The sequence below is a fragment of the Citrobacter sp. Cb041 genome (assembly GCF_030336655.1).
Taxonomy (GTDB): Bacteria; Pseudomonadota; Gammaproteobacteria; order Enterobacterales; family Enterobacteriaceae; genus Citrobacter; species Citrobacter braakii.
In genome coordinates this window covers 480,297-504,840 of record NZ_JAOWDD010000043.1, presented here as the reverse complement: position 1 = coordinate 504,840, position 24,544 = coordinate 480,297, and the positions used below count along the sequence as shown (strand labels likewise).

General features: G+C 51.5%; 22 protein-coding genes, 2 pseudogenes and 1 other annotated feature. Of the genes and pseudogenes, 11 read left to right on the top strand and 13 right to left on the bottom strand.

What is annotated here, in order from left to right; genetic code table 11:
* Positions 1-90 precede the first annotated feature (90 nt).
* The 6 genes from OGV52_RS23150 to phsA form a co-directional block, all read right to left on the bottom strand.
* Positions 91-1,149 carry an FUSC family protein gene (locus OGV52_RS23150; RefSeq protein WP_016156885.1) on the bottom strand — a complete coding sequence of 353 codons (1,059 nt, stop codon included), beginning with the start codon at positions 1,147-1,149 and terminating at the stop codon, positions 91-93.
* A gap of 86 nt (positions 1,150-1,235) precedes the next feature.
* Positions 1,236-1,703, bottom strand: a complete 468-nt coding sequence (sbmC, locus tag OGV52_RS23145; RefSeq protein ID WP_047357930.1) for a DNA gyrase inhibitor SbmC — start codon at positions 1,701-1,703, stop codon at positions 1,236-1,238.
* Positions 1,704-1,826: 123 nt separating this feature from the next.
* On the bottom strand, positions 1,827-2,999 hold the full coding sequence (dacD, locus tag OGV52_RS23140) for a serine-type D-Ala-D-Ala carboxypeptidase DacD (RefSeq protein WP_032931656.1): 1,173 nt from the start codon (positions 2,997-2,999) through the stop codon (positions 1,827-1,829).
* A 138-nt stretch (positions 3,000-3,137) separates the two neighbouring features.
* Entirely contained in the window at positions 3,138-3,905 is a 768-nt protein-coding gene (phsC, locus tag OGV52_RS23135) for a thiosulfate reductase cytochrome B subunit (protein WP_032319018.1), read from the bottom strand.
* The gene (phsB, locus tag OGV52_RS23130) at positions 3,902-4,480 is read right to left on the bottom strand and encodes a thiosulfate reductase electron transport protein PhsB (protein WP_016153548.1); all 579 of its coding nucleotides are present in this window, start codon (positions 4,478-4,480) and stop codon (positions 3,902-3,904) included. The genes phsC and phsB overlap by 4 nt, the downstream gene beginning before the upstream one ends.
* Positions 4,481-4,494: 14 nt before the next feature.
* Positions 4,495-6,768, bottom strand: a complete 2,274-nt coding sequence (gene phsA, locus OGV52_RS23125; protein ID WP_287109224.1) for a thiosulfate reductase PhsA — start codon at positions 6,766-6,768, stop codon at positions 4,495-4,497.
* Positions 6,769-7,165: 397 nt separating this feature from the next.
* Between phsA and sbcB the strand changes: the two genes are divergently transcribed.
* Positions 7,166-8,590 carry an exodeoxyribonuclease I gene (gene sbcB, locus OGV52_RS23120; RefSeq protein WP_016153550.1) on the top strand — a complete coding sequence of 475 codons (1,425 nt, stop codon included), beginning with the start codon at positions 7,166-7,168 and terminating at the stop codon, positions 8,588-8,590.
* Between the two features lie 60 nt (positions 8,591-8,650).
* On the opposite strand, the gene plaP is transcribed toward sbcB, so the two are convergent.
* The 4 genes and pseudogenes from plaP to OGV52_RS23105 all read right to left on the bottom strand — a co-directional run bounded on the left by plaP (position 8,651) and on the right by OGV52_RS23105 (position 12,076).
* Positions 8,651-10,012: a putrescine/proton symporter PlaP gene (gene plaP, locus OGV52_RS23115; RefSeq protein WP_016153551.1), complete on the bottom strand. Its 1,362-nt coding sequence runs from the start codon at positions 10,010-10,012 to the stop codon at positions 8,651-8,653.
* Entirely contained in the window at positions 10,002-10,064 is a 63-nt protein-coding gene (yoeI, locus tag OGV52_RS23490) for a membrane protein YoeI (RefSeq protein WP_099045591.1), read from the bottom strand. Before yoeI ends, plaP begins: the two co-directional genes overlap by 11 nt.
* A gap of 162 nt (positions 10,065-10,226) precedes the next feature.
* A pseudogene (locus tag OGV52_RS23110) lies at positions 10,227-11,211 on the bottom strand (LysR substrate-binding domain-containing protein).
* 40 nt (positions 11,212-11,251) lie between these two features.
* Positions 11,252-12,076 (bottom strand): SDR family oxidoreductase, encoded by an 825-nt coding sequence (locus OGV52_RS23105; RefSeq protein WP_047498991.1) that lies wholly within the window; start codon positions 12,074-12,076, stop codon positions 11,252-11,254.
* 174 nt (positions 12,077-12,250) lie between these two features.
* Here OGV52_RS23105 and hisL point away from each other — a divergent pair, with 174 nt between their 5' ends.
* From hisL to hisIE, 9 genes are all read left to right on the top strand, one after another.
* Positions 12,251-12,298: a his operon leader peptide gene (hisL, locus tag OGV52_RS23100; RefSeq protein WP_100250077.1), complete on the top strand. Its 48-nt coding sequence runs from the start codon at positions 12,251-12,253 to the stop codon at positions 12,296-12,298.
* Positions 12,274-12,396 (top strand) — a sequence feature (His leader region). (Overlaps the previous gene by 25 nt.)
* A gap of 45 nt (positions 12,397-12,441) precedes the next feature.
* Positions 12,442-13,341: an ATP phosphoribosyltransferase gene (gene hisG / locus OGV52_RS23095; RefSeq protein WP_003834191.1), complete on the top strand. Its 900-nt coding sequence runs from the start codon at positions 12,442-12,444 to the stop codon at positions 13,339-13,341.
* Positions 13,342-13,346: 5 nt separating this feature from the next.
* Positions 13,347-14,651 carry a histidinol dehydrogenase gene (hisD, locus tag OGV52_RS23090; RefSeq protein ID WP_049281926.1) on the top strand — a complete coding sequence of 435 codons (1,305 nt, stop codon included), beginning with the start codon at positions 13,347-13,349 and terminating at the stop codon, positions 14,649-14,651.
* Positions 14,648-15,727: a histidinol-phosphate transaminase gene (hisC, locus tag OGV52_RS23085; RefSeq protein ID WP_259687018.1), complete on the top strand. Its 1,080-nt coding sequence runs from the start codon at positions 14,648-14,650 to the stop codon at positions 15,725-15,727. Before hisD ends, hisC begins: the two co-directional genes overlap by 4 nt.
* Positions 15,724-16,791 (top strand): bifunctional histidinol-phosphatase/imidazoleglycerol-phosphate dehydratase HisB, encoded by a 1,068-nt coding sequence (gene hisB / locus OGV52_RS23080; protein WP_016153556.1) that lies wholly within the window; start codon positions 15,724-15,726, stop codon positions 16,789-16,791. The genes hisC and hisB overlap by 4 nt, the downstream gene beginning before the upstream one ends.
* Positions 16,791-17,381, top strand: a complete 591-nt coding sequence (gene hisH, locus OGV52_RS23075) for an imidazole glycerol phosphate synthase subunit HisH (RefSeq protein WP_003030129.1) — start codon at positions 16,791-16,793, stop codon at positions 17,379-17,381. Before hisB ends, hisH begins: the two co-directional genes overlap by 1 nt.
* Entirely contained in the window at positions 17,381-18,118 is a 738-nt protein-coding gene (hisA, locus tag OGV52_RS23070) for a 1-(5-phosphoribosyl)-5-[(5-phosphoribosylamino)methylideneamino]imidazole-4-carboxamide isomerase (RefSeq protein ID WP_016153557.1), read from the top strand. The genes hisH and hisA overlap by 1 nt, the downstream gene beginning before the upstream one ends.
* On the top strand, positions 18,100-18,876 hold the full coding sequence (hisF, locus tag OGV52_RS23065) for an imidazole glycerol phosphate synthase subunit HisF (RefSeq protein WP_019077116.1): 777 nt from the start codon (positions 18,100-18,102) through the stop codon (positions 18,874-18,876). The genes hisA and hisF overlap by 19 nt, the downstream gene beginning before the upstream one ends.
* Positions 18,870-19,481, top strand: coding sequence for a bifunctional phosphoribosyl-AMP cyclohydrolase/phosphoribosyl-ATP diphosphatase HisIE (hisIE, locus tag OGV52_RS23060; RefSeq protein WP_000956425.1), 612 nt, complete (start codon positions 18,870-18,872; stop codon positions 19,479-19,481). The genes hisF and hisIE overlap by 7 nt, the downstream gene beginning before the upstream one ends.
* 64 nt (positions 19,482-19,545) lie before the next feature.
* Here the strand turns inward: hisIE and wzzB are convergent, their stop codons facing one another.
* Entirely contained in the window at positions 19,546-20,529 is a 984-nt protein-coding gene (gene wzzB, locus OGV52_RS23055; protein ID WP_141875397.1) for an LPS O-antigen chain length determinant protein WzzB, read from the bottom strand.
* A 228-nt stretch (positions 20,530-20,757) separates the two neighbouring features.
* On the opposite strand from wzzB, the pseudogene OGV52_RS23050 reads away from it, so the two are divergent.
* Positions 20,758-21,507, top strand: a pseudogene (locus OGV52_RS23050) (NAD-dependent epimerase/dehydratase family protein); the annotation flags it as partial.
* A gap of 59 nt (positions 21,508-21,566) precedes the next feature.
* On the opposite strand, the gene ugd reads toward OGV52_RS23050, so the two are convergent.
* Together ugd and gnd are read right to left on the bottom strand one after the other, a co-directional pair.
* Positions 21,567-22,733: a UDP-glucose 6-dehydrogenase gene (gene ugd, locus OGV52_RS23045; protein WP_287109222.1), complete on the bottom strand. Its 1,167-nt coding sequence runs from the start codon at positions 22,731-22,733 to the stop codon at positions 21,567-21,569.
* Between the two features lie 235 nt (positions 22,734-22,968).
* Positions 22,969-24,375 (bottom strand): NADP-dependent phosphogluconate dehydrogenase, encoded by a 1,407-nt coding sequence (gnd, locus tag OGV52_RS23040; protein ID WP_141875399.1) that lies wholly within the window; start codon positions 24,373-24,375, stop codon positions 22,969-22,971.
* Positions 24,376-24,544: the final 169 nt, after the last annotated feature.

The following is a 24,544-nucleotide window of genomic DNA, read 5'->3' as shown; positions in this document are numbered from 1 at the left end:
AGTTACCAATGGTTTTAGCCTTTTTCAGTATCATACCTCTAATCTTTGCTGAATCGAAGCAGCAGTAGAACCAATCCCCTCATCTGCTCTTTATTTGCGCAGTGCGCGACAGATTAAATGTGACAGTAACTCCAGCTGTCGAGCCATCTCCATGTTCAACCAAACGTAGCCGTGAATGGGCGTTTCTGCGACATTATCGCCTTTATGCTCAGCAATAAGCTGACGCAGCTCTGCCACGGTGTCATTGAGCTTTTCCGTATTGGCAAGCACCGGCTGCGGATTACCTTCATACAAGGCGTGGGTTATTGTCAGTAGTGCCTGCTGGGTCCTGAGCTGAGTTTCACGCAGCGTATGCGCATTCAACATGACAAAGTGGCTGGTACGGCTGGCCCACAGCGCATTAATTTGCAGCTCGAGCATGCAGACCAGATTGCGATTCACCGTCTGAATAGCCTCAAAGATCGATTTTTGAATGCGGGTTTCCTTGCTGGCAGGAGCGATGAGCCCACGCATTTTGACAACGTCGCTCAACAGTTGTTGTAAATGTTTTTCCAGCCGCGGTTGCTCGAGCAGATTGGGGGATAGCGCGGCCTGATACACCCGATTGTACCCCGTGACGCAATGCGCCAGTTGGATACGCCAGTGTATAAATGCCCGCTGCGGCCAGATGCCGGTAAACAGCATCGCCAGTAACGACCCCAGAATAACATCACCACCGCGCCATAACGCGGTATTCATATCTCCGGCAGGCGCACCCACGACCACAGCAAGCGTTATGCCAATCAGCAGCGCCTGATACGGCCTTTTACCCAGCGCCAACCAGCCGCAGAGAAACATCGCTACCGCGCACCATATCAGCATTAACGGCAGCGAGAAGAGTTCCAGACGCAGGGCAACCAGTCCCAGGACCGAGCCCAGGATCGTGCCGCCTATACGTTCAAAGGCCCTGGGAACAACGTTACCCCAAAAAGATATTGGCCCCATAATCACCACCAGCGTGATCAGAGGCCATGTACCTTCGGGAATGTTTAACAGGCGTACCAACAGAAAAGTAAGGAGAAACGCCAGCGCAATGCGAATACCATGCACCACACGATAATGACGATACAAACGAATTTCAAAAGGACTCAGCGATTTGTCTGCACGCACTCATGCACTCCGTCAGGGAATAGCAAAGAAGCGAATTGTACCTGTTTTTAGCGTGAAAAGATCATCCTGATTTACACCCCAAACAGTTACTTCGTCTGCACTGGCACGTACATTTCAATGTCCCAGTAACCGTCCTCCATGCCATTGTTCATATAAACTTCAAAGCAGGGTTTAGCGGCTATCGCATAAGTCGTATCCTGCAACAGGCGCTCGAAGAACTGATACCAAGGCGTCGCAAAATCGTGATTCTCAACGCGCGCAACGGCGACAGCATAGTCGCCACCCGCCAGTTCGGTGAGGATCACCCCTTCGCTGTTTTCCGGGATTTCAAAACCTTGAGGCACAGAAACCACGGTATCACAGCGCAGTTTTTCCGCAGGAACAACATCAGGGTTGTCGTAATAAACAGCAATCCATTCCAACGGCACAATCTGTTTACCGTCGACCCACTTCATTAATTGCTCAAACCCCTGCTTCACCGTTTGTTCCCACGGTCCAACCATATGGAAACCGGCAATCATGCGTTTTTCGACCAGCTTTATCTCGTACTCCATACAACCTCCACTGTTACACTGTATTTATATACAGTGTAATTTCTGGCTATGTCGGCCACAAGGAAATAGTGATTATTATGTGAGCAGATTCGCACTCTTGCCAGTCAGACGCATCAGGAAAAACTACGCCTTGTGGTGGAAATAATCGCTCAGGCGCGAGAAAACGCCGCCTTCGCCGACGGATTCCAGCGTAACCAGAGGCCAATGCGCCACCAGCTTATCCCGATCGTAGAGTTCAATTTCCCCCACACGTTGATGCGCAGCGATGGGAGCAACCAGCTCTTTCTTATCAAGGACATATTTTGCTTTGATGTTAGGGACTTCTGCTTTAGGCAGGGCCATCCAGAAATCCTGCTCGGTTCCGAGGCTGATTTTTTCTTTATCGCCATACCAGATCCGTTCAGTGCCAACCTGCTTACCGCTACGCAAAACCTGTACTGTATCGAAGTTGTGTTGCCCCCATTGCAGCAGTTTACGCGCCTGATCTTCGCGCCCCTTCGCACTCTCCGCGCCCATCACCACCGCAATCAGGCGGCGCTGACCATCGACGGCGGAAGCAATCAGGTTAAATCCGGCACCGGACGTATGCCCTGTCTTCAGGCCATCTACGTTCATGGTTTTATCCCACAACAAACCGTTACGGTTTTGCTGTGTGATGCCGTTCCAGGTAAGGCTTTTCTCACTGTACATATGGTAGAAATCCGGTTCTCCGTGGATGATAGCGCGGGACAGCACGGCCAGGTCGTACGCGGAGCTATGCTGACCCGGCGCATCCAGACCATGTACCGTTTCAAAATGGGTGTCCTGCAGGTTCAGTTTTTGCGCATAGTTGTTCATCATCGCGACAAACTGCGGCTGCCCTCCGGCGATGTAATCCGCCAGTGCCACGCAGGCATCATTACCGGAATCAACAATTAACCCACGGCTGAGGTCGCGTACCGAAACGCGATCCCCTTCTTTCAGGAACATCAAGGATGAACCGACAAATACCGGATTATCTTTTGCCCATGCATCGCGCCCGACGGTCACAATATCTGTCGGACTAATACGCTTGCTGTCAATTGCACGATCGACAACATAGCCAGTCATCAGTTTCGTCAGGCTGGCAGGATTGCGCTGCTGGTGTTCATTACCGGCTGTCAGGATTTGGCCCGTGGTGTAATCCATTAACACCCATGCCCCGGCAGTAATCGCAGGAGGTTGTGGGGCGAAGCTCACGGCATCGCTCGCCCAGGCGGGCGAAAAACTCATCGTTAATAGTGAAGCGGCAATAAACAAACGGCGTTTCAACAGCATGTCCTCAGGAAAGGGAGAAATAGCCGTTCTTTTTACGGAAGTTCTGTCGAAGAAACATGGATAAATTGCAAGAAAATGTGACATAAGGCACATTTTCTTGCTATCAGGAAAGGGTTTCAGAGACAAATCTCGCCGGAACTACCCTTTACGCGGCGCGGTCTCTGCGTGATGACTGCGATGGCGGTGATAACCATCGATCATACTGCGAAAAATTTGCCCTGGCGTGTCACCCAGCGTGCACAGGTAAATATGCGCGCAGATGAACAGTAAGCCCACAATCGCTAACGCCATATGCAGCACCAGCATCACCGGCCCCGCCCCTACCACCTGTGGGTAGAGACATAGCAACCCGGTGATGATCAGTAGTGGAACCAGTGCGTACATGATGGCCAGGTAGGCCAGCTGTTGCAGCGGGTTAAATTTGTCCTCTGCCGTTGCGGCAAACGGGTGCGGCTCACCTTTCATAATGCCATACAGATAAAAGCGTGTTTGCAGCAGGCAGCGTGATATCAACCCGCTAAATTTCACGCGATAATGGCAGCCGTTGCCGCTGGTTGCGTTTATTAACACAAAGCCAATCCAGAAGGCCAGCAATGCGAAGCCACACCAGGTATGTACCTGCACCATTAAGGCCACCGGTCCGACAGAAAAGTGCCCAAACAGGCCGCTTAGCAGAAGCAGGATAAAGAGCAGCGCATTACCCCAGTGCCAGCGGCGGACCGCCAGCGAATAAAGGTAGTCCCGATGCTCTTCCCCGGTTGCCGTTTTGGGCGCCAGCATCCGACGTAACAGCGCGTGCGTGACCAGGCCCGCAATCATCAGCACAATAATAACGCCTGCATAAATGAGCCACAGCGGCCAGTAGTCCGGCGCATAGTTAAGCTCTGCTCCCCAGATAGAATTCATACATTACCCTCCTGATGGATCTCTTTACGCCGATAGACACTTACCGGGCCGCTACGCGTATCCTGCTGGCGATAAACCTCTTTTTGATTAATCCAGTGCTGAATTTCCGGGTCATCGCGACGACCAAATTTCAGCGCATCCGTCGGACAAACGGAAACGCAGGCTGGCGATTGTCCGACCTCCAGGCGAGTATCAGCGCAGAAGTTACATTTGTCGGCAATCCCCGTTTGTGGGTTGAGGTAGCGGACATGGAACGGGCAAGCGGCAACGCAGTAGTCACAGCCAATACAGCGAGACTTATCCACTTGTACAATGCCATTTTCGTCACGAAATGAAGCGCCGGTAGGACAGACGCTGACGCACGGCGCATCTTCACAATGCTGACAGGAAACGCGAACAAACTGGAAGTGGGACAGCACCTCAGGTTCATGTTCGGGTGAACGGATCTGCACTTGTAGGCGACTAAATCCCTCCGGCACGTCATTCAGTACCTTGCAGGCAACCGTACACGCCTGACAGCCAATACAGCGTTTCTCGTCATGCAGCATGACATAAGGGTTTGTTGATTGATTCATGATGTTCTCCTTTCTCATGCCCGACGAAGCGTGACGCCAGCGGTGTGCACCACCGTACCGGAAACAGGACTGGTAACATGCGGAAGCAAATTACCGCAGTGAATACCGTGCGTCGTCGCCGCTGTTTTAGCTCCCGCCTTGGCGCCAAATCCCATATAAACGAACAGCGTATCGGGTCGTATTCCGGCAGTAACCAGCGCTTTGCCTTTTTCCTTACCGGTCGCATTTTCCAGCCAAATCTCATCGCCGTTTTTGATGCCTTTTTCACGGGCCGTTTGCGGGTGGATCCACACCGCGTTATCCCACATTAGCTCACTCAGCAGTGGTACATATTGCGTCGCGCCGTTGGTATGCACCGCCACTTTTCCCTGAATAAAATAGAGTTCATTGTCGCCTTTGAGGGCAAAATTGCGGGCGCGCGGAATACCGTAGCCAGGCAAAAGAGATTCCAGCTCTTCAGAGTAGAGTTCAATTTTTCCAGACGGGGATTTAAAGCGCAGTTGCTCGCCATAGGTACCGTCGCCATCAACCGCCACTGCGCCCGGATAACGCGCCACAAACTGACGCACTGCTTCAGGTTCCCGCAGCAGCAGCGGAACACCCCACTCCCGATATCCTTTCTGACGCAGTTCAGCGGAAAGCGCATGATCACCATTAAGCTGGTACAGCTGCCGCGTCTGCATATCCTGCCAGGGGTAGAACTGCCCAAGGCCTAACTGCACGGCCAGCTCTTTCCAGATTTGCCAGCTCGGACGCGCATCCCCAATCGGCTCTACAACCTGCTGGCGCAGGGCATAGGCCGGATTCAGGCCCGACATGTCAGAGACTTCTTCATCGCGTTCAAGGTAGGTGCATTCGGGTAACAGATAATCGGCATATGCCGCGCTTTCGCTTAAATAGACATCGCAACTGACCACCAGATCGAGTTGTTCGACGGTTTTGACCAGATCAGGCCGACAGGTCACGGTTTGGAAAGGATTGTGGCGGGACATAATCCATCCCTTCACCGGATACGGCGTCTGGTTTAACACGGCATCGATGATGCTTTGCACCACGCCGCCGCCCGCCGCGATGTACTTGAATTGTGGGGCAACCAAATCTATGCGCTGCGCCGTTGGCTTGGGCAATTTGGCATCAGGTTTTGCCAGCACCGGAGCGACCTTCTCTCCGGCCAGCTTATTGTAGGTCGCCGCGGCTTTTTTCTGGTACAAGCCGCCTTCACGCTCAATATTTCCCAGCAGCGCATTGAGGGTGAAAATCATACGCCGCATATCAATTTCTTCTTGCGAAAACGTCGCGCGATGGCCAGGGCTGACGATAGCATGAGGCGCACAGGCGGCCATTTCGCGGGTGACCCGAACAATAACATCGGCAGGCACATCAGCCTGCTTTTGCGCCCATTCCGGCGTGGTCTCTTGTACCGCTTCTGCCAGTTGGTCAAACCCTGTGGTGTAGCGCGCAACGAAGTCCGCGTCATACAGATGTTCATTAATCATGACGTGACACATGGCCATTAACACCGGCAAGTCGCCGCCCGGCTTGAGCGCATGCCATTCATCCGCCTTGCTGGAGAAAACTGACAAACGGGGATCGAAGCTGACCATTTTTGCGCCCTTTTCCTGCGCGGTCATCAGTTCATGCGTTTCGGCAACCTCAATACCTTCATAGAGATTGTGGCCAAAAGAGACCATATAACGGGTATTGGCGATATCCATAGCCAAATCGCCGCCCATCATCACTTTGGCGGCAATCGATTTTCCGGCAGGGCATGTCGACGCATGCGTAAAGGTGTTTGGCGATCCAAACGCCGTTGCCAGCTGAAATAAATGACCCGAAAGCGAACCGGATTTGGAAGAGAATACGACCCCCTGAGGGCCATGCTGCGCTTTTATTGCCGCCATTTTTTCGGCAATTTCTTTGTAAGCCTGTTCCCAACTAATAACCTGCCATTCTCCGCTCCCGCGAGGCCCTGTGCGTTTCATGGGTTTGACAATACGGTGCGGGTCGTTGACCAGGCTAACACCACTGCCTCCGCGCGCGCAGACACGCGTGCCTTGTTGAGGCGCATTAGGGTTCCCCTGAATAAAAACCGTCTTGTTATTAATTACCTGTGCCTGTATTGGGCAACGATAAGAACACATTTCGCACAAGCTTGGCGTCAGAGATGTTTTCCCCTTAATGCTCTCTGGAGAATTTCGCGCCAGTGCGCCTGGCGGAAAACTGCCTATCGCGCAGGCTGAGCAACCGATACCCACTCCTCGCAAAAAATTACGCCGACTAATGCTCATATAACCTCCTGTTATTAGATATATCCAATTATTATATGGTGTTTAAATTATTAATTTTTAACCTCACTCACATTTCATTAGAATATAGAGCAGCTAACCGCCAAAATAAAAACCCATTGTTTATAAAAGAATTTTAAAATTTCCAGAACACAACAAATCAGCACTAAATAACAATAATGGTTCTCATTTATATTATTTATCAGCTCATAGATTTCAGAAAATTTATTCCAGTAATTTCCCTTAACAGTGCAAAATTTATTAATCAATTCTATTAAATCCTGTTCATCTCAATTTTATTGCGTACATCATTCAGCATTGATAATCGCTTTGCTGATTACCTCGCTATTTTTTGGTATTCTTGGATGAGCGCTAAATTGATCCCGGACATAACTGAACAATGAATGACGGCAAGCAGCAACCTGGTTTTCTCTTTCACGATTACGAGACCTTTGGTACCCATCCGGCGCTGGACAGACCCGCGCAATTTGCGGCTATCCGCACAGATAGCGATTTCAACATTATCGGTGAACCTGAAGTCTTTTATTGCAAACCCGCAGACGACTATCTGCCGCAGCCTGAGGCGGTGCTGATAACCGGTATCACACCGCAGGAAGCGCGTGAAAAAGGAGAAAATGAAGCCGCCTTTGCTGCTCGCATCCACGCCCTGTTCACCGTGCCGAAAACCTGTATCCTGGGCTATAACAACGTGCGCTTCGATGATGAAGTGACGCGCAACATCCTGTATCGCAATTTCTACGATCCCTACGCCTGGAGCTGGCAGAACGATAATTCACGCTGGGATCTGCTGGATGTGATGCGCGCCTGCTATGCCCTGCGTCCTGAAGGAATTAACTGGCCGGAAAACGACGACGGCTTACCCAGCTTTCGCCTGGAGCATTTGACCAAAGCCAACGGTATTGAACATGCCAATGCCCACGATGCGATGGCCGACGTATACGCCACAATTGCGATGGCGCAATTAGTGAAGTCGCGCCAGCCGCGCCTGTTTGATTATCTCTACAGCCATCGCAATAAGCACAAGCTGGCCGCATTGATTGATGTCCCGCAAATGAAGCCGCTGGTCCATGTTTCGGGGATGTTCGGCGCATGGCGCGGCAACACCAGTTGGGTGGCGCCATTAGCCTGGCATCCAGAGAATCGCAACGCGGTGATTATGGTCGACTTAGCCGGTGATATTTCACCGCTGCTCGAACTGGACAGCGACGCGCTGCGTGAGCGGCTCTACACTGCTAAGGCTGATCTGGGAGATAACCCAGCCGTGCCGGTTAAACTGGTGCACATCAACAAATGCCCGGTACTGGCACAGGCGAATACCTTGCGCCCGGAAGATGCCGATCGCCTTGGCATTAACCGCCAGCATTGTCTGGATAATCTCAAAATACTGCGCGAAAACCCGCAGGTTCGCGACAAAGTGGTGGCCATCTTCGCCGATGCGGAACCCTTTACACCATCAGATAACGTAGACGCACAGTTGTACAATGGTTTTTTCAGCGATGCCGACCGTGCCGCGATGAAAATCGTCCTGGAAACTGAGCCGCGCAATTTACCGGCGCTGGATATCTCCTTTGTCGATAAGCGCATTGAAAAGCTGCTGTTTAACTACCGCGCACGTAACTTCCCTGGAACGCTGGATGAAGCCGAACAGCAGCGCTGGCTGGACCATCGTCGTCAAATATTCACGCCAGAGTTTTTGCAAAACTACGCCAATGAATTGCAGATGCTGAGCCAGCAATATGCAGATAACAAAGAGAAACTGATGCTGCTGAAGTCACTCTGGCAGTATGCGCAAGAGATTGTATAACTCCCACGTATAAAAAAACCGGAGAACATGTCTCCGGTTTTTTTTATCTAAATACAGCTATTACGCGATATCTTCGTCGTACTGTGGCACCGGGTTACGGAAGCTTTTGGTCACGCAAGCCAGGTAAATCAGACCAATAGCGGCCCAGATCAGACCCAGAACCATTGAGCTCTCTTCCAGGTTCACCCACAGCGCACCAACGGTCAGCGCACCGCACATTGGCAGGAACAGATACTGGAAGTGGTCTTTCAGCGTCTTGTTACGCTTCTCACGGATCCAGAACTGGGAGATCACCGACAGGTTAACGAAGGTAAACGCCACCAGCGCACCGAAGTTAATCAGCGCCGTCGCCATCACCAGGTCGAAGTTAATTGCCAGCAGAGCAATCGCACCAACCAGAATGATGTTCATGGACGGAGTACGCCATTTCGGGTGGACATAACCGAAGAAACTTTTCGGGAACACACCGTCACGCCCCATCACATACATCAGACGCGCTACGCCTGCATGCGCCGCCATACCTGACGCCAGTACGGTAATGGTAGAGAAAATCAGCGCGCCGACCTGGAAGAACTTACCAGCGACATACAGCATGATTTCCGGCTGCGAAGCGTCCGGATCCTTGAAGCGTGAGATATCCGGGAAGTACAGCTGCAACAGATAGGTGGAGACGATAAAGATCAGGCCACCAATCAGCGCGGTCAGGAAAATCGCCCGCGGGATCACACGTTCAGCGTCTTTGGTTTCTTCAGACAGGTTGCTGATACCGTCAAAACCGGTGAACGAGAAGCACAGGATAGTCGCTCCCGTGATCATCGGGATCACATGCGCATCACCTGACCAGAACGGACGGCTGCTCGCCAGCGTACCGGCACCTTCCCCTTCGAACACGCCATAAACGACCATGCCGAGGATCACTGCAATCAGCACCACCTGCAACAACACGATGACGGTGTTGAAATTCGCAACAGATTTCAGGCTGCGCAGGTTAAAGGCGGTCATAAAGGCCACCAGCGCCACCACGAATATCCATGACGGTATCGACGGCACCAGAGCTTCAAAATAAATTTTCGCCAACAGAATGTTGATCATCGGTGCGAACAGGTAGTCCAGCAGTGATGACCAACCCACCATAAAGCCAACGGTCGGGCTAATGGATTTCTGGGCGTAAGTGTAGGCAGAGCCTGCAGACGGATAGCGACGCACCAGTTTACCGTAGCTCAGTGCGGTAAAGAGGATGGCGATCAGTGCAAAGGCGTAAGCTGTCGGGACGTGACCATCGGTCATTCCTGATACGATACCGAATGTATCGAACAGCGTCATCGGCTGCATATAGGCAAGGCCCATCATGACAACCGGAACCAGCGTAAGCGTTTTACGTAATTCCACGCGAGAGGTGTTTGGAGTAGCGTTATGCGACATGGTTATCCCCCATTACGGCGAAAACCGTCGCGTAAGCAAAAAATTGCCCCATTTTTTGTTAATCCTCAGCGACAACAACTGTCGATTTTTAAGTAAGTATCTATCCGGTACGAAGCCCGGCCTCTTTTATGAATGATTGGTTTGATGCAAAAAAATAACCGACGCGTATTAAAACGTCGGTTAATGTCATTTTTTGCAAGCGGCGTATTTTGCACTAATTTGGAGAGAAATAACAAGAGATTGAAGCTACTACAAAAGAATATTTTTTCTTAACTGATTGATTTATCAGCAGCCGTTTTAACATACACCCCCGCAATAGCACTATTTGCTAAAATCTCATCCCGCCACCAGGCACTGGCCAACCCGGCAGTCTGTTCATTCCAACCTATCCACACGGGTTCAAAGATAATTTGTGCAACCACCTTTTTCTCAATCAGAGCGCCACTCTCCAGAAATCGCTGTGCCAGGTAGCGCGGAATATAGCCGCATCCCAGACCACTGATTTGCAGTTCCAGCTTGGTTTTGAAGTCAAAAACGGTGATGGCTTCCTGATCGTCAAGCACCTGGGAGCCGGAGACGTTGGCATGCTGTGCATTGTCGCCCACCACAATCGCGCGAAAACGCCGAATAGTGCGACGATTCAACGGCTCCTGTTCCTGCGCCAGCGGATGATGCGACGCAACCACAAACACCTGCTCCAGAACCCCTAGCTGCGCAAAGCCAAATTCGCTCGCGGCAGGCGGCTCATGCGTGGCGCCGACAATAATATCCGCCCGCCCCTGAGTGAGGGCATCCCAGGAGCCGCCCAGCACGCCATTGATAAATTTCAGGCGCGTCACACTGTGGTGTTGATAGAAAGATTCGATGAGAGGGGCCAGCAGCGAAAAGGGAAACGTATCATCTACGCCAATAACCAGTTCATTCTCCCAGCCTTCATGAAGTTTAATCGCCTGCTTTTCGAGTTCGCGGACGGTGTGCAACACCTCCCGCCCCTTTTCCAGCAGCATCTGTCCGGTACGGGTAAACTTAGCCCGATGGCCGCTGCGATCGAGTAGCTGAATATTAAGATCGCTTTCCAGCTTATGGACGGTGTAGCTAAGCGCAGACGGCGTCTTAAACAATTTTGCCGACGCCGCAGCGAAACTGCCCTCTTTTTCCAACGCATCGAGGATGATAAGAACGTCCAGCAGTGGTTTCATACTCGCCCCCTGGCGGTATCAGCGGCACTCTGCTGGTCTGTCACTCCATCGGCATCACCAGCGGGTCAGGATACTGGTACTCAAACCCAAGCTCGTTACAAATACGGTTGCCATCAATGACTTTACCTTTACCGTTATCCTCATTGCCACGAAATTCCGGCGGCTCCATCCCCAACTGGCGGGCCATCTGTGGATAGAACACATTGCGCGCCGGATGCATAGGCGCACATATATTATAGATGTGTCCCCCTTTTGGCGCTTGCAGCAGCAAAGAGATGGCGGCAACCACATCATCCAGATGCACCAGATTGACGCCATGGTGTCCATCTGGCGCCGTCTTGCCAGCGAAAAAACGACCGGGATGTCTTCCCGGGCCGACAAGTCCGGCCAGGCGCAAAATATCCACCGAAGTGCCGGGTAAATTGTGCAACCAGTCTTCAAGTTCTTTCAAAACGCGACCACTTGCCGTGACCGGGTTACGCGGAGTCCCTTCTTTCACGATGCCTTGTGCATCGCCATAGACCGACGTCGAACTGGTAAAAATAATCCGCGGGATACGGTACGCCAGCGCACTGTCGACCAGCTCCTGCATAGCCTGCAGGTAAAATGTCTCCCCCGGACCGCTACGGCGCGCAGGTAGCGTAATAACCAGCGCGTCGGCGTCCATCAGTGCGTCGAGATCGTCTGTCTCACAGACCAGTTCAGGCTCCAGGCGCAGCGAGTAGCTCTCTATACCACTCATGCGGGCCGCTTCCACCCCATCCAATGTGGTTTTGCTGCCGGTAACCTGCCAGCCTCTCGCCGCCAGCGACATAGCTAACGGCATGCCTAACCAACCTAAACCGACAATTGCGACCTTTTTCATGCCTTCTCTCCTGACTTTTGGCCTATAACGCAAGGCTACGCTAGCCCACAGTGGCTGACAATTCATAGTATCAATATGAAATGAATTAATGATCAAAAAAAGCCCTTGCTTTCCGTAGCTAAAGTGGTTTAGGTTAAAAGACATCAAATGAATAAACATTCATCGAGAAAATTTATGACACGCGCTCAATTCAAACACCATCATCACCATCATCCTGACTAGTCTTTCAGGCGATGTGTGCTGGGAGACATTTAAATCTTCCAGCGGTGCATGAGCGTATGAGAAAGCCCCCGGAAGATTTCTTCCGGGGGCTTTTTTTTGTGCGTGACCCAAACTGATTCAGACAGGATAACGAGGAATAAAGAATGTTAGATAACACCCGTTTACGCATAGCTATGCAGAAATCAGGTCGTTTAAGCGATGATTCACGCGAATTGCTGGCCCGTTGCGGCATTAAAATTAATCTTCACACCCAGCGCTTGATCGCGATGGCTGAGAATATGCCGATCGATATTCTGCGCGTGCGTGATGATGATATCCCGGGTCTGGTGATGGACGGCGTCGTAGATCTCGGCATCATCGGGGAAAACGTTCTCGAAGAGGAACTGCTCAACCGCCGGGCCCAGGGTGAAGATCCGCGCTATTTTACCCTGCGTCGTCTGGACTTCGGCGGCTGCCGTCTTTCGCTGGCTACCCCGGTTGATGAAGCCTGGGATGGCCCGGCAGCGCTGAACGGTAAGCGTATCGCTACCTCTTACCCACACCTGCTTAAACGTTATCTTGATCAAAAAGGGGTGTCGTTTAAATCCTGTCTGTTAAACGGCTCTGTAGAAGTCGCTCCCCGCGCAGGTCTGGCTGATGCGATTTGCGATCTGGTGTCAACCGGAGCCACGCTTGAAGCCAACGGTCTGCGTGAAGTGGAAGTGATTTACCGCTCTAAAGCCTGCCTGATTCAGCGCGACGGCGAAATGGCCGAAGCCAAGCAACAACTGATCGACAAACTGCTGACCCGTATTCAGGGGGTCATTCAGGCACGTGAATCAAAATACATCATGATGCACGCGCCGAGCGAACGTCTGGACGAAGTCATCGCCCTGCTGCCAGGCGCTGAGCGCCCTACCATTCTGCCACTGGCGGGTGACCAGCAGCGCGTAGCCATGCACATGGTCAGCAGCGAAACCCTGTTCTGGGAAACGATGGAAAAACTGAAAGCGCTCGGCGCCAGCTCAATTCTGGTGCTGCCGATTGAGAAGATGATGGAGTGATAGCCATGAGCTTCAATACCCTGATCGACTGGAATAGCCGTAGCCCCGAGCAGCAGCGCGAACTGCTGATGCGCCCGGCGATATCCGCCTCTGAAAGCATCAGCCGCACGGTGGCTGAGATTCTTGAGAACGTCAAAAATAACGGCGACCGGGCGCTGCGTGAATACAGTGCGAAGTTTGACAAAACCGAGGTCGGCGCGCTGCGCGTCACCGAAGAAGAAATTCAGCAAGCCAGTAGCCGCCTGAGCGACGAGCTGAAACAAGCCATGCGGGCGGCGGTACGTAATATTGATACGTTCCACACCGCGCAAATCCTGCCGCCGGTGGATATTGAAACTCAGCCTGGCGTGCGCTGCCAGCAGGTTACTCGCCCTATCGCCTCCGTGGGGCTGTATATTCCTGGAGGATCGGCACCGCTCTTCTCGACCGTATTAATGCTGGCGACCCCGGCGCGTATCGCTGGCTGCAAAAAAGTGGTGCTCTGCTCACCGCCGCCGATTGCCGATGAAATCCTCTACGCCGCGCAACTGTGTGGCGTAAAAGAGGTGTTCAACGTGGGCGGCGCGCAGGCCATTGCCGCGCTGGCGCTGGGTACCGAATCTATTCCTAAGGTCGATAAAATCTTCGGGCCAGGCAATGCGTATGTGACCGAAGCCAAACGTCAGGTCAGCCAACGTCTTGACGGCGCGGCTATCGACATGCCTGCGGGCCCGTCTGAAGTGCTGGTTATTGCCGACAGCGGCGCGACGCCTGACTTTGTTGCTTCCGACCTGCTTTCTCAGGCCGAACACGGCCCCGACTCGCAGGTTATCCTGCTGACGCCAGACGCTACGCTTGCCGAAGGCGTGGCCAAAGCCGTTGAACGCCAGCTTGCCGAGCTTTCCCGCGCCGACACCGCACGTCAGGCGCTCGCCGCCAGCCGACTGATCGTCGCCAGAGATCTGGAGCAATGCGTGGCCATATCTAACGCCTACGGCCCGGAGCATCTGATTATTCAGACCCGTAACGCGCGTGAACTGGTTGACGATATCACCAGCGCTGGTTCGGTATTCCTGGGTGACTGGTCTCCTGAGTCGGCTGGCGACTATGCTTCCGGCACCAACCACGTTCTTCCGACCTACGGCTATACCGCAACCTGCTCAAGCCTTGGGCTGGCTGATTTCCAGAAACGGATGACGGTACAGGAATTAACTCCCCAAGGTTTCTCTACCCTGGCCTCCACCATTGAAACACTGGCCGCGGCTGAACGACTGACTGCCCACAAAAATGCCGTCACCCTGCGCGTTAACGCCCTGAAGGAGCAAGCATGAGCACTGACAACTTTCTCAGCGTCACTGATTTAGCCCGTAAGAATGTTCGCGAGTTAACGCCCTATCAGTCTGCCCGTCGTCTTGGCGGTAACGGGGACGTCTGGCTCAACGCGAATGAGTACCCAACCGCCGTTGAGTTCCAGCTACGCCAGCAGACGCTGAACCGCTATCCAGAGTGTCAGCCGAAAACCGTAATTGAGAATTACGCGCAGTATGCTGGCGTCAAACCAGAGCAGGTGCTGGTCAGCCGCGGTGCAGATGAAGGGATCGAACTGCTGGTGCGCGCTTTTTGCGAACCCGGTAAAGATGCAATTCTCTACTGTCCGCCGACTTACGGCATGTACAGCGTCAGCGCCGAAACGATTGGCGTTGAATGCCGCACCGTCCCGACCCTGGATAACTGGCAGCTGGATTTACAAGGCATCGCGGACAAGCTTGATGGCGTGAAAGTGGTCTACGTATGCAGCCCCAATAACCCAACCGGCCAGCTGATAAATCCGCAGGACCTACGTTCACTGCTCGAAATGACGCAGGGTAAAGCCATCGTGGTCGCTGATGAGGCCTATATTGAGTTTTGTCCGCAGGCTACGCTGGCAGGCTGGCTGTCTGAGTATCCGCATCTGGCAGTATTACGCACGCTGTCCAAAGCGTTTGCTCTCGCCGGTTTACGCTGCGGATTTACGCTGGCGAATGGAGAGGTTATCAATCTGCTGTTAAAGGTGATTGCTCCCTACCCGCTTTCTACCCCGGTAGCGGATATTGCCGCCCAGGCGCTGACGCCACAAGGGATTTCCGCCATGCGCCAACGCGTAGAGCAGATCCTGCAAGAGCGTCAGTATCTGGTGGAGAATCTGAAAACCATTCGCTGTGTAGAGCAGGTTTTCGACTCTGAAACCAACTATGTTCTGGCGCGCTTCACCGCATCAAGCAGCGTATTTAAATCTTTGTGGGATCAGGGCATTATCTTACGAGATCAGAATAAACAACCTTCGTTAAGCGGCTGCCTGCGAATTACTGTCGGAACCCGCGAAGAGAGCCAGCGCGTCATTGACGCCTTACGTGCGGAGCAAGTATGAGCCAGAAGTATCTTTTTATTGACCGTGATGGAACCCTGATTTCAGAACCGCCAAGTGACTTTCAGGTCGATCGCTTTGACAAACTCGCCTTCGAGCCGGACGTCGTTCCCGTTTTGCTGAAGCTGCAAAAAGCCGGCTTTAAGCTGGTGATGATTACTAACCAGGATGGACTCGGTACGCAGAGCTTCCCGCAGGCCGATTTTGACGGTCCGCATAACCTGATGATGCAAATATTCACCTCTCAGGGCGTAGCATTCGATGAGGTGCTGATCTGCCCGCACCTGCCAGCGGACGCGTGTGATTGCCGTAAGCCAAAAGTGAAACTGGTTGAGCAGTATCTGGTTGAACAGGCCATGGATGTGGCAAACAGCTACGTCATTGGTGACCGGGCGACCGATATTCAGCTCGCAGAAAACATGGGCATTAGCGGATTACGCTACCACCGTGACACCCTGAACTGGGCGATGATCGGCGAGCAGTTGACCAAAAGAGACCGCTACGCGCACGTTGAGCGTAATACCAAAGAGACGCAGATTGACGTCAAAGTCTGGCTGGACCGCGAAGGCCGTAGCAAAATCAATACCGGCGTTGGCTTCTTTGACCACATGCTGGATCAAATCGCCACCCACGGCGGTTTTCGCATGGAAATAGCCGTCAAAGGCGATCTGTATATTGACGATCACCACACCGTTGAAGATACCGGTCTGGCGCTGGGTGAAGCCTTAAAGCTGGCATTAGGCGATAAACGCGGTATCAACCGTTTTGGTTTTGTGCTGCCGATGGACGAGTGCCTGGCACGTTGCGCGCTGGATATCTCGGGGCGTCCGCACCTGGAATACCGCGCGGAGTTTACCTACCAGCGCGTTGGCGATCTGAGCACAGAGATGATTGAACACTTCTTCCGTTCACTCTCTTACACCATGGGTGTCACCTTGCACCTGAAAACCAAAGGGAAAAATGACCACCACCGTGTGGAGAGCCTGTTTAAAGCCTTTGGTCGTACGCTGCGTCAGGCTATTCGCGTAGAAGGCGATACGCTGCCCTCCTCAAAAGGAGTGCTGTAATGAACGTGGTGATCCTTGATACCGGCTGCGCCAATCTGCACTCGGTGAAATCCGCCGTCGCACGCCATGGATACGACCCTGTTGTCAGCCGTGACCCGGACGTGGTGCTACGTGCCGATAAACTGTTTCTGCCGGGCGTCGGTACCGCCCAGGCGGCTATGGACCAGTTGCACGAGCGTGAACTGATTGAACTGATTAAAGCCTGTACGCAACCGGTACTGGGGATCTGCTTAGGCATGCAACTGTTGGGCCGCCGCAGCGAAGAGAGTAACGGTGTCTCTCTGCTGGGCATTATTGAGCAGGACGTTCCGAAGATGACCGATTTCGGTCTGCCGCTGCCGCATATGGGCTGGAATCGCGTCTATCCGCAGGCGGGAAATCGTCTGTTCCAGGGCATTGAAGATGGCGCGTATTTCTACTTTGTACACAGCTATGCTATGCCGGTGAACCCGTGGACCATCGCCCAGTGCCATTACGGCGAACCATTTACCGCGGCAGTACAAAAGGACAATTTCTTTGGCGTGCAGTTTCACCCTGAACGCTCAGGCGCGGCTGGGGCGCAGTTGCTGAAAAACTTTCTGGAGATGTAATGATTATTCCGGCATTAGATTTAATCGACGGCACGGTGGTGCGTCTTCATCAGGGCGATTACGCAACGCAACGTGATTATGGCAATGATCCTCTCCCCCGTTTACAGGATTACGCAGCTCAGGGTGCCGAAGTACTGCACCTGGTTGATTTAACCGGCGCGAAAGACCCGGCGCAGCGGCAGATCCCGCTGATTAAAACGCTGGTCGCTGGAGTCAATGTTCCGGTACAGGTTGGCGGTGGCGTGCGGACTGAAGCGGACGTTGCGGCGCTGCTTGACGCAGGCGTGGCGCGCGTGGTGGTAGGTTCGACGGCAGTAAAATCCCCTGAGGTAGTCAAGAGCTGGTTTGCCCGTTTTGGCGCCGACGCGCTGGTGCTGGCACTGGACGTGCGTATTGACGAGCGCGGTAATAAACAGGTAGCGGTTAGCGGCTGGCAGGAGGATTCCGGGGTTTCTCTGGAAGAACTGGTTGAGACCTATCTCCCTGTCGGCCTGAAACACGTGCTGTGCACCGATATCTCCCGCGACGGCACGCTGGCTGGCTCAAACGTCGCGCTTTATGAAGAAGTGTGCGCCAAATATCCGCAGGTAGCATTCCAGTCATCTGGCGGCATTGGCGGGATCGAGGACGTAGCAGCCCTGCGTGGAACCGGCGTACGCGGCGTGATCGTCGGACGCGCCCTGCTGGAAGGTAAGTTCACCGTTGAGGAGGCCATTCAATGCTGGCAAAACGCATAATTCCTTGTCTGGACGTTCGTGATGGGCAGGTGGTAAAAGGCGTCCAGTTTCGCAATCACGAGATTATTGGCGACATTGTCCCGCTGGCAAAACGCTATGCCGATGAAGGCGCAGATGAACTGGTGTTCTACGATATCACCGCCTCCAGCGATGGCCGCGTAGTGGATAAAAGCTGGGTATCTCGCGTGGCGGAAGTGATCGATATTCCGTTCTGCGTTGCCGGTGGCATTAAATCCATCGACGATGCGGCGCGCATCCTCTCCTTCGGGGCGGATAAAATCTCTATCAACTCCCCGGCGCTGGCCGAACCGGAGCTTATCACCCGCCTGGCGGACCGCTTCGGCGTGCAGTGCATCGTGGTGGGTATTGATACCTGGTATGACGCTGAAACCGGCAAATATCATGTTAATCAATATACCGGGGATGAAAGCCGTACCCGCGTCACGCAGTGGGAAACGCTGGACTGGGTGCAGGAAGTACAGAAGCGCGGCGCGGGTGAAATCGTCCTGAACATGATGAACCAGGACGGCGTGCGTAACGGTTATGACCTGGAGCAACTGAAAAAAGTGCGCGACGTTTGCCATGTACCGCTGATTGCCTCCGGCGGCGCGGGCACCATGGAACACTTCCTTGAAGCATTCCGGGACGCCGACGTTGACGGCGCGCTTGCCGCTTCCGTCTTTCACAAGCAAATTATTAATATTGGCGAATTAAAAGCGTACCTGGCAACACAGGGCGTGGAGATCAGGATATGTTAACGAAGCAACAATGCCGCGAGCTGGACTGGGAAAAAACCGACGGACTGATGCCAGTCATCGTGCAGCATGCGGTTTCCGGTGAGGTACTAATGCTGGGTTATATGAACCCGGAAGCACTGGATAAAACGCTTGAAAGCGGCAAAGTGACCTTTTTCTCGCGGACCAAGCAGCGTCTGTGGACCAAAGGAGAAACCTCCGGTCACTTCCTGAACGTGGTGAGCATCGCGCCTGACTGCGACAACGACACCCTGCTGGTGCTGGTTAACCCGATTGGCCCAACCTGCCATAAAGGCACCTCAAGCTGCTTTGGCGACGCCAGCCACCAGTGGCTGTTCCTGTATCAACTGGAGCAACTACTGGCCGAACGTAAAACCGCTGACCCGGCAAGCTCCTACACTGCGAAGCTGTATGCCAGCGGCACTAAACGTATTGCCCAGAAGGTAGGCGAAGAAGGCGTAGAGACCGCGCTGGCCGCAACCGTGAACGATCGTTTCGAACTGACCAATGAAGCCTCTGATCTGATGTATCACCTGCTGGTTCTGCTGCAGGATCAGGACCTCGACCTGACGACGGTGATTGAGAATTTACGCAAAAGACATCAGTAATCTGTAGACGTAAAAAAACCGGGCTCGCCCGGTTTTTTGTTGTCAGAATAAAACTGCTTTAGGATTACTGTGCTTTGGCTTTGTAACCGCGCAGCGCATTTTGCCCCAGCACGATCCCGGCACCAATCATCCCGCCGAGCAGAACCGCCAGCACCAGGGTGATTGCTTTTTTCGGACTGTCACGACGAATCGGTAACGTTGGTTTCAACACATAGCGGTAGGAGTGCAGTTTTGCCTTTTCAAGATTTAACGCCTCAATGTCCAGTAGGTTTTGCTTGGTCTGGTAGTAATTACCAGAGAAGATCAAGGGACGAGTCGCTTCGTGTTCAATCATTGATTTCAGTGCATCACTGCCCAGCAGTAGCATACTGTCCTGCGTGACATCCTCAGTTTGCTGAATTTGTGGCTTAATTACCCCAGCCTGTTCTGCATAACGCAGAGCTTCCTGAATTTGCCTAATTCGCAGATCTTTTTGTTCCTGGGCAACCGCTTCCTGAGTTTTCAGAGAATCTTGCTGCGTAGCTGTTTGCAACTTGACATTATCAGCAAGATCAAGCTCCAGTTCTTTGGCTACCTTTTCATCTGTTTGTTGAATATATTCAGCAAGTTGACGCTGAGCATCTTCTGGGGAAGCACCAACATAAGAAACCGCTAACGGCAGTTGTTGGCCTTTTACAGACTGCTCAATCGACAGTTTTTCCGGTTTTTCCTGATTATCCAGCGTTTCCGCCAATGCAGAGAAAGAGGTACTGAAACGACCAATAACGTTGGTCTGAAGTTCAATCACCTTAGGCGCGCTGGCACCATACAACACATTAAGTGCGTTGTTATACGTGGCAATCTGTCCAACATCCGGTTGAGTGATAATTGCTGTAGAGGTCCATTTCTCCTTAGCAACCGCTAAATAACCGACAGCACAGGCAATAGCAATAACGATAGCAACAATAATCGTCAATTTCCCACGCCACAGCTGCATCAATAAATCAATCAGATCAATCTGCTCCGGATCGTTACTGCGCCCGGATACGTTATTATCACTCACAGACATAGATATCCTAAATGAGGAAAGACTAAAACTGGCATTAGTTTAGTCATAAATATGTGTAATGCCATAGGATTATTGATAAAAAAAACAGATTATTTATGTGATTTTAATTGGCATCTTAATCACCACTAAAAAAAGAAGTAGTTTACTAAAAGAGTCAATACTCTGGGTTCCTACTCTGAGCAAAATATCGAACGACAGGTTAAATAGTGGTCAAGGGACATGCCTAACGCTTCCGTACGTTATTCACTCGCCCCCCGATGCATATGCAGACTCAAATCTCACAGGATTTCTAAACAGACTGGGAGGTTGTCGCCATAACAAAATTCAGTATTTACTCTATGCATCCTCCTGTCCGATATATGGCCTGAATCGCAAAATGCCTTTATCTACGGCTGATTCCGTCGATCACCCCGTATCTCTGTATGCGGTAACCTAAAAAAGCCAACGAACTGATTGCCCATACTTATTCCCATTTGTATGGATTGCCCACCACCGGCCTAAGTTTCTTTACCGTGTACGGCCCTTGGGGTCGCCCGGATATGGCGCTGTTCAAGTTCACCAAAGCGATGCTGGAAGGGAAAAGTATTGACGTTTTTAACTACAACAAAATGAAGCATGATTTCACCTATATTGATGATATCGCCGAAGCAGTCATTCGCCTGCAGGATGTCATTCCGCAAGCAGACGAGCAGTGGACCGTTGAAACAGGAACACCAGCGGCCAGCATTGCAACATATCGGGTTTACAATATCGGTAATAGCTCACCGGTTGAGTTAATGGACTACATCCAAGCCCTTGAAGATGCACTGGGCATTGAAGCTACGAAAAATATGCTACCGCTACAACCTGGCGATGTACTGGAAACCAGCGCAGAGACTAAAGCACAGTAGTGATATTATTGTTTTTGCGTCTGAAACAACAGTTAAAGTTGTGGTTAAGAACTTTGTTGACTGGCACCGTGATTGCTACAAAGTTTAATCACTGACCTGATTAAAAACAAAAAGGCCTTTTATAAGGCCTTTTTTATGGAGATGAGATTAATCACTACCAAACAAATCGCGGGTATATACTTTATCGGCGACATCAGCTAATTCTGACACCATGCGGTTAGAAACAATAATATCTGCTTCATTTTTGAACGCATTAAGATCACGAACCACCCGAGAGTGGAAAAATTCATCTTCCTCGATGACGGGTTCATAAATAATTACGGTAACCCCCTTGGCTTTTATGCGCTTCATGATTCCCTGAATAGAGGATGCTCGGAAATTATCGGAGCCACTTTTCATGATCAAACGATACACGCCAACCACTTTAGGTTTACGCGCAAGAATAGAGTCTGCAATAAAGTCTTTGCGCGTGCGGTTGGCATCGACAATCGCGCCAATGATATTATTCGGCACAGAAGCATAGTTTGCCAGCAACTGCTTAGTATCTTTCGGCAGGCAATAGCCACCATAACCAAATGACGGGTTGTTGTAATGATTACCGATACGCGGATCCAGACACACCCCTTCGATAATCTGGCGTGAGTTCAGACCAAGGCTTTCTGCATAGCTATCCAGTTCATTAAAATAGGCCACGCGTAACGCCAGATAAGTATTAGCAAAAAGTTTGATTGCTTCCGCTTCAGTCGAGTCGGTAAATAACGTTGGGATGTCCTTTTTCACCGCGCCTTCCTGCAGCAACGCGGCAAAATGCTCGGCGCGTTCGGAACGTTCACCAATAACGATACGAGACGGATGCAGGTTGTCGTATAGCGCTTTACCCTCACGCAGGAATTCGGGGGAAAAGATGATATTGTCTGAGCTATATTTTTGACGCATTGATTGAGTAAAACCGACAGGAACTGTCGATTTTATTATCATTAAGGCATCTGGATTTATTTCAATAACATCAACTATGACTGACTCGACGCTGCTAGTATCAAAGTAATTAGTTTTAGGATCGTAATCTGTTGGGGTTGCAATAATGACAAATTCTGCGCTCTGATAAGCGTAGTGTTTGTCTAGTGTAGCTTCGAATTTTATATCTTTTGATTGCAGAAACTGTTCAATTTCTTGATCAACTATCGGAGATATCCGATTATTTAGCATCTCGACACGTGAAGGAACAATGTCCAGAGCAATGACCTCATGATGTTGGGCGATAAGAAGACTATTTGACAGACCAACATACCCAGTACCAGAAATGGTAATTTTCATTTCATGCTCTCAGTATTATCTTAATATTTAATCATGATGTCGTACATCTTGATAAGAGGGTAATGTTTTAACGTTTTTTTGAATATTAGGTCAACGAAAGTTAAAACAATTCAGATTTTCTTTATCAGAGTACGCTAGAAATATTAAGTAAAGATTAAGCAATCAACTTAAATCAATAAAATTTGAGATAAAAAAAAGCCCGGTCAAAAAACCGGGCCAGTTCACGTCAGAAGACTTACTCCATCCATTCGGTGTGGAATACACCTTCTTTATCAGTGCGTTTATACGTATGTGCGCCAAAGTAGTCACGCTGGGCCTGGATCAGGTTAGCCGGCAGTACCGCAGAACGGTAGCTGTCATAGTACGCTACCGCTGCAGAGAAAGTGGGAACCGGAATACCGTTCTGCACAGCGTAAGCCACTACATCACGCAGCGCTTGCTGATATTCATCAGCGATATTTTTGAAGTACGGCGCCAATAGCAGGTTTGCGATACCTTTGTTTTCAGCATAGGCGTCGGTGATTTTCTGCAGGAACTGTGCACGAATGATACAGCCAGCACGGAAGATCTTGGCGATTTCACCGTAGTTCAGATCCCAGTTGTATTCGTCAGACGCGGCACGCAGTTGAGAGAAACCTTGTGCATAGGAGACGATTTTGCCTAGGTACAGCGCACGGCGCACTTTCTCAACGAACTCAGCTTTATCGCCCGCCAGCTTAGCCTGCGGTCCGGAAAGCACTTTAGATGCCGCAACACGCTGGTCTTTCAGAGAAGAGATGTAGCGAGCGAATACGGATTCGGTGATCAGCGACAGCGGTTCCCCAAGATCCAGAGAGCTCTGGCTGGTCCATTTACCGGTGCCTTTGTTCGCTGCTTCATCCAGAATCACGTCAACCAGGTATTTACCCTCTTCATCTTTTTTGGTGAAGATGTCTTTAGTGATATCGATCAGATAGCTGCTCAGCTCGCCCTCATTCCACTCGGTGAAGGTGGTAGCCAGCTCTTCGTTAGACAGGTTCAGGCCGCCTTTCAACAGGGAATAGGCTTCAGCAATCAGCTGCATGTCGCCGTATTCAATACCGTTATGCACCATCTTCACATAGTGGCCAGCACCATCAGCGCCAATATAGGTCACGCACGGCTCGCCATCTTCCGCAACGGCTGCGATTTTGGTCAGGATCGGCGCGACCAGTTCGTAGGCTTCTTTCTGACCACCAGGCATGATGGAAGGGCCTTTCAGAGCACCCTCCTCACCGCCGGAAACACCAGTACCGATGAAGTTAAAGCCTTCGGCGGACAGTTCACGGTTACGACGGATAGTGTCCTGGAAGAAGGTGTTACCGCCATCAATGATGATGTCGCCTTTATCCAGATACGGCTTCAGGGAGTCAATAGCAGCATCAGTGCCTGCACCTGCTTTCACCATTAACAGGATACGACGTGGGGTTTCAAGAGACTCGACGAACTCCTGTACCGTGTAGTACGGAACCAGTTTCTTGCCCGGGTTCTCTGCTACCACTTCTTCGGTTTTTTCACGAGAGCGGTTGAAAACGGAGACGGTATAACCGCGGCTTTCGATGTTGAGCGCCAGGTTGCGCCCCATCACGGCCATACCGACGACGCCGATCTGTTGCTTGGACATTACATACTCCTGTCAGGTGTGGTCACCGCGCGGCATGTGCGCGGCTTGAAATGTGGTATAGATGTTAACTCAGGTTAATGTCACTTAATAGGGATAGGTTTACTTATAGTGCTTTTTAACTTAAAACCTTACCGTCTGATAGATTAAATATCGGACATTAATAACGATA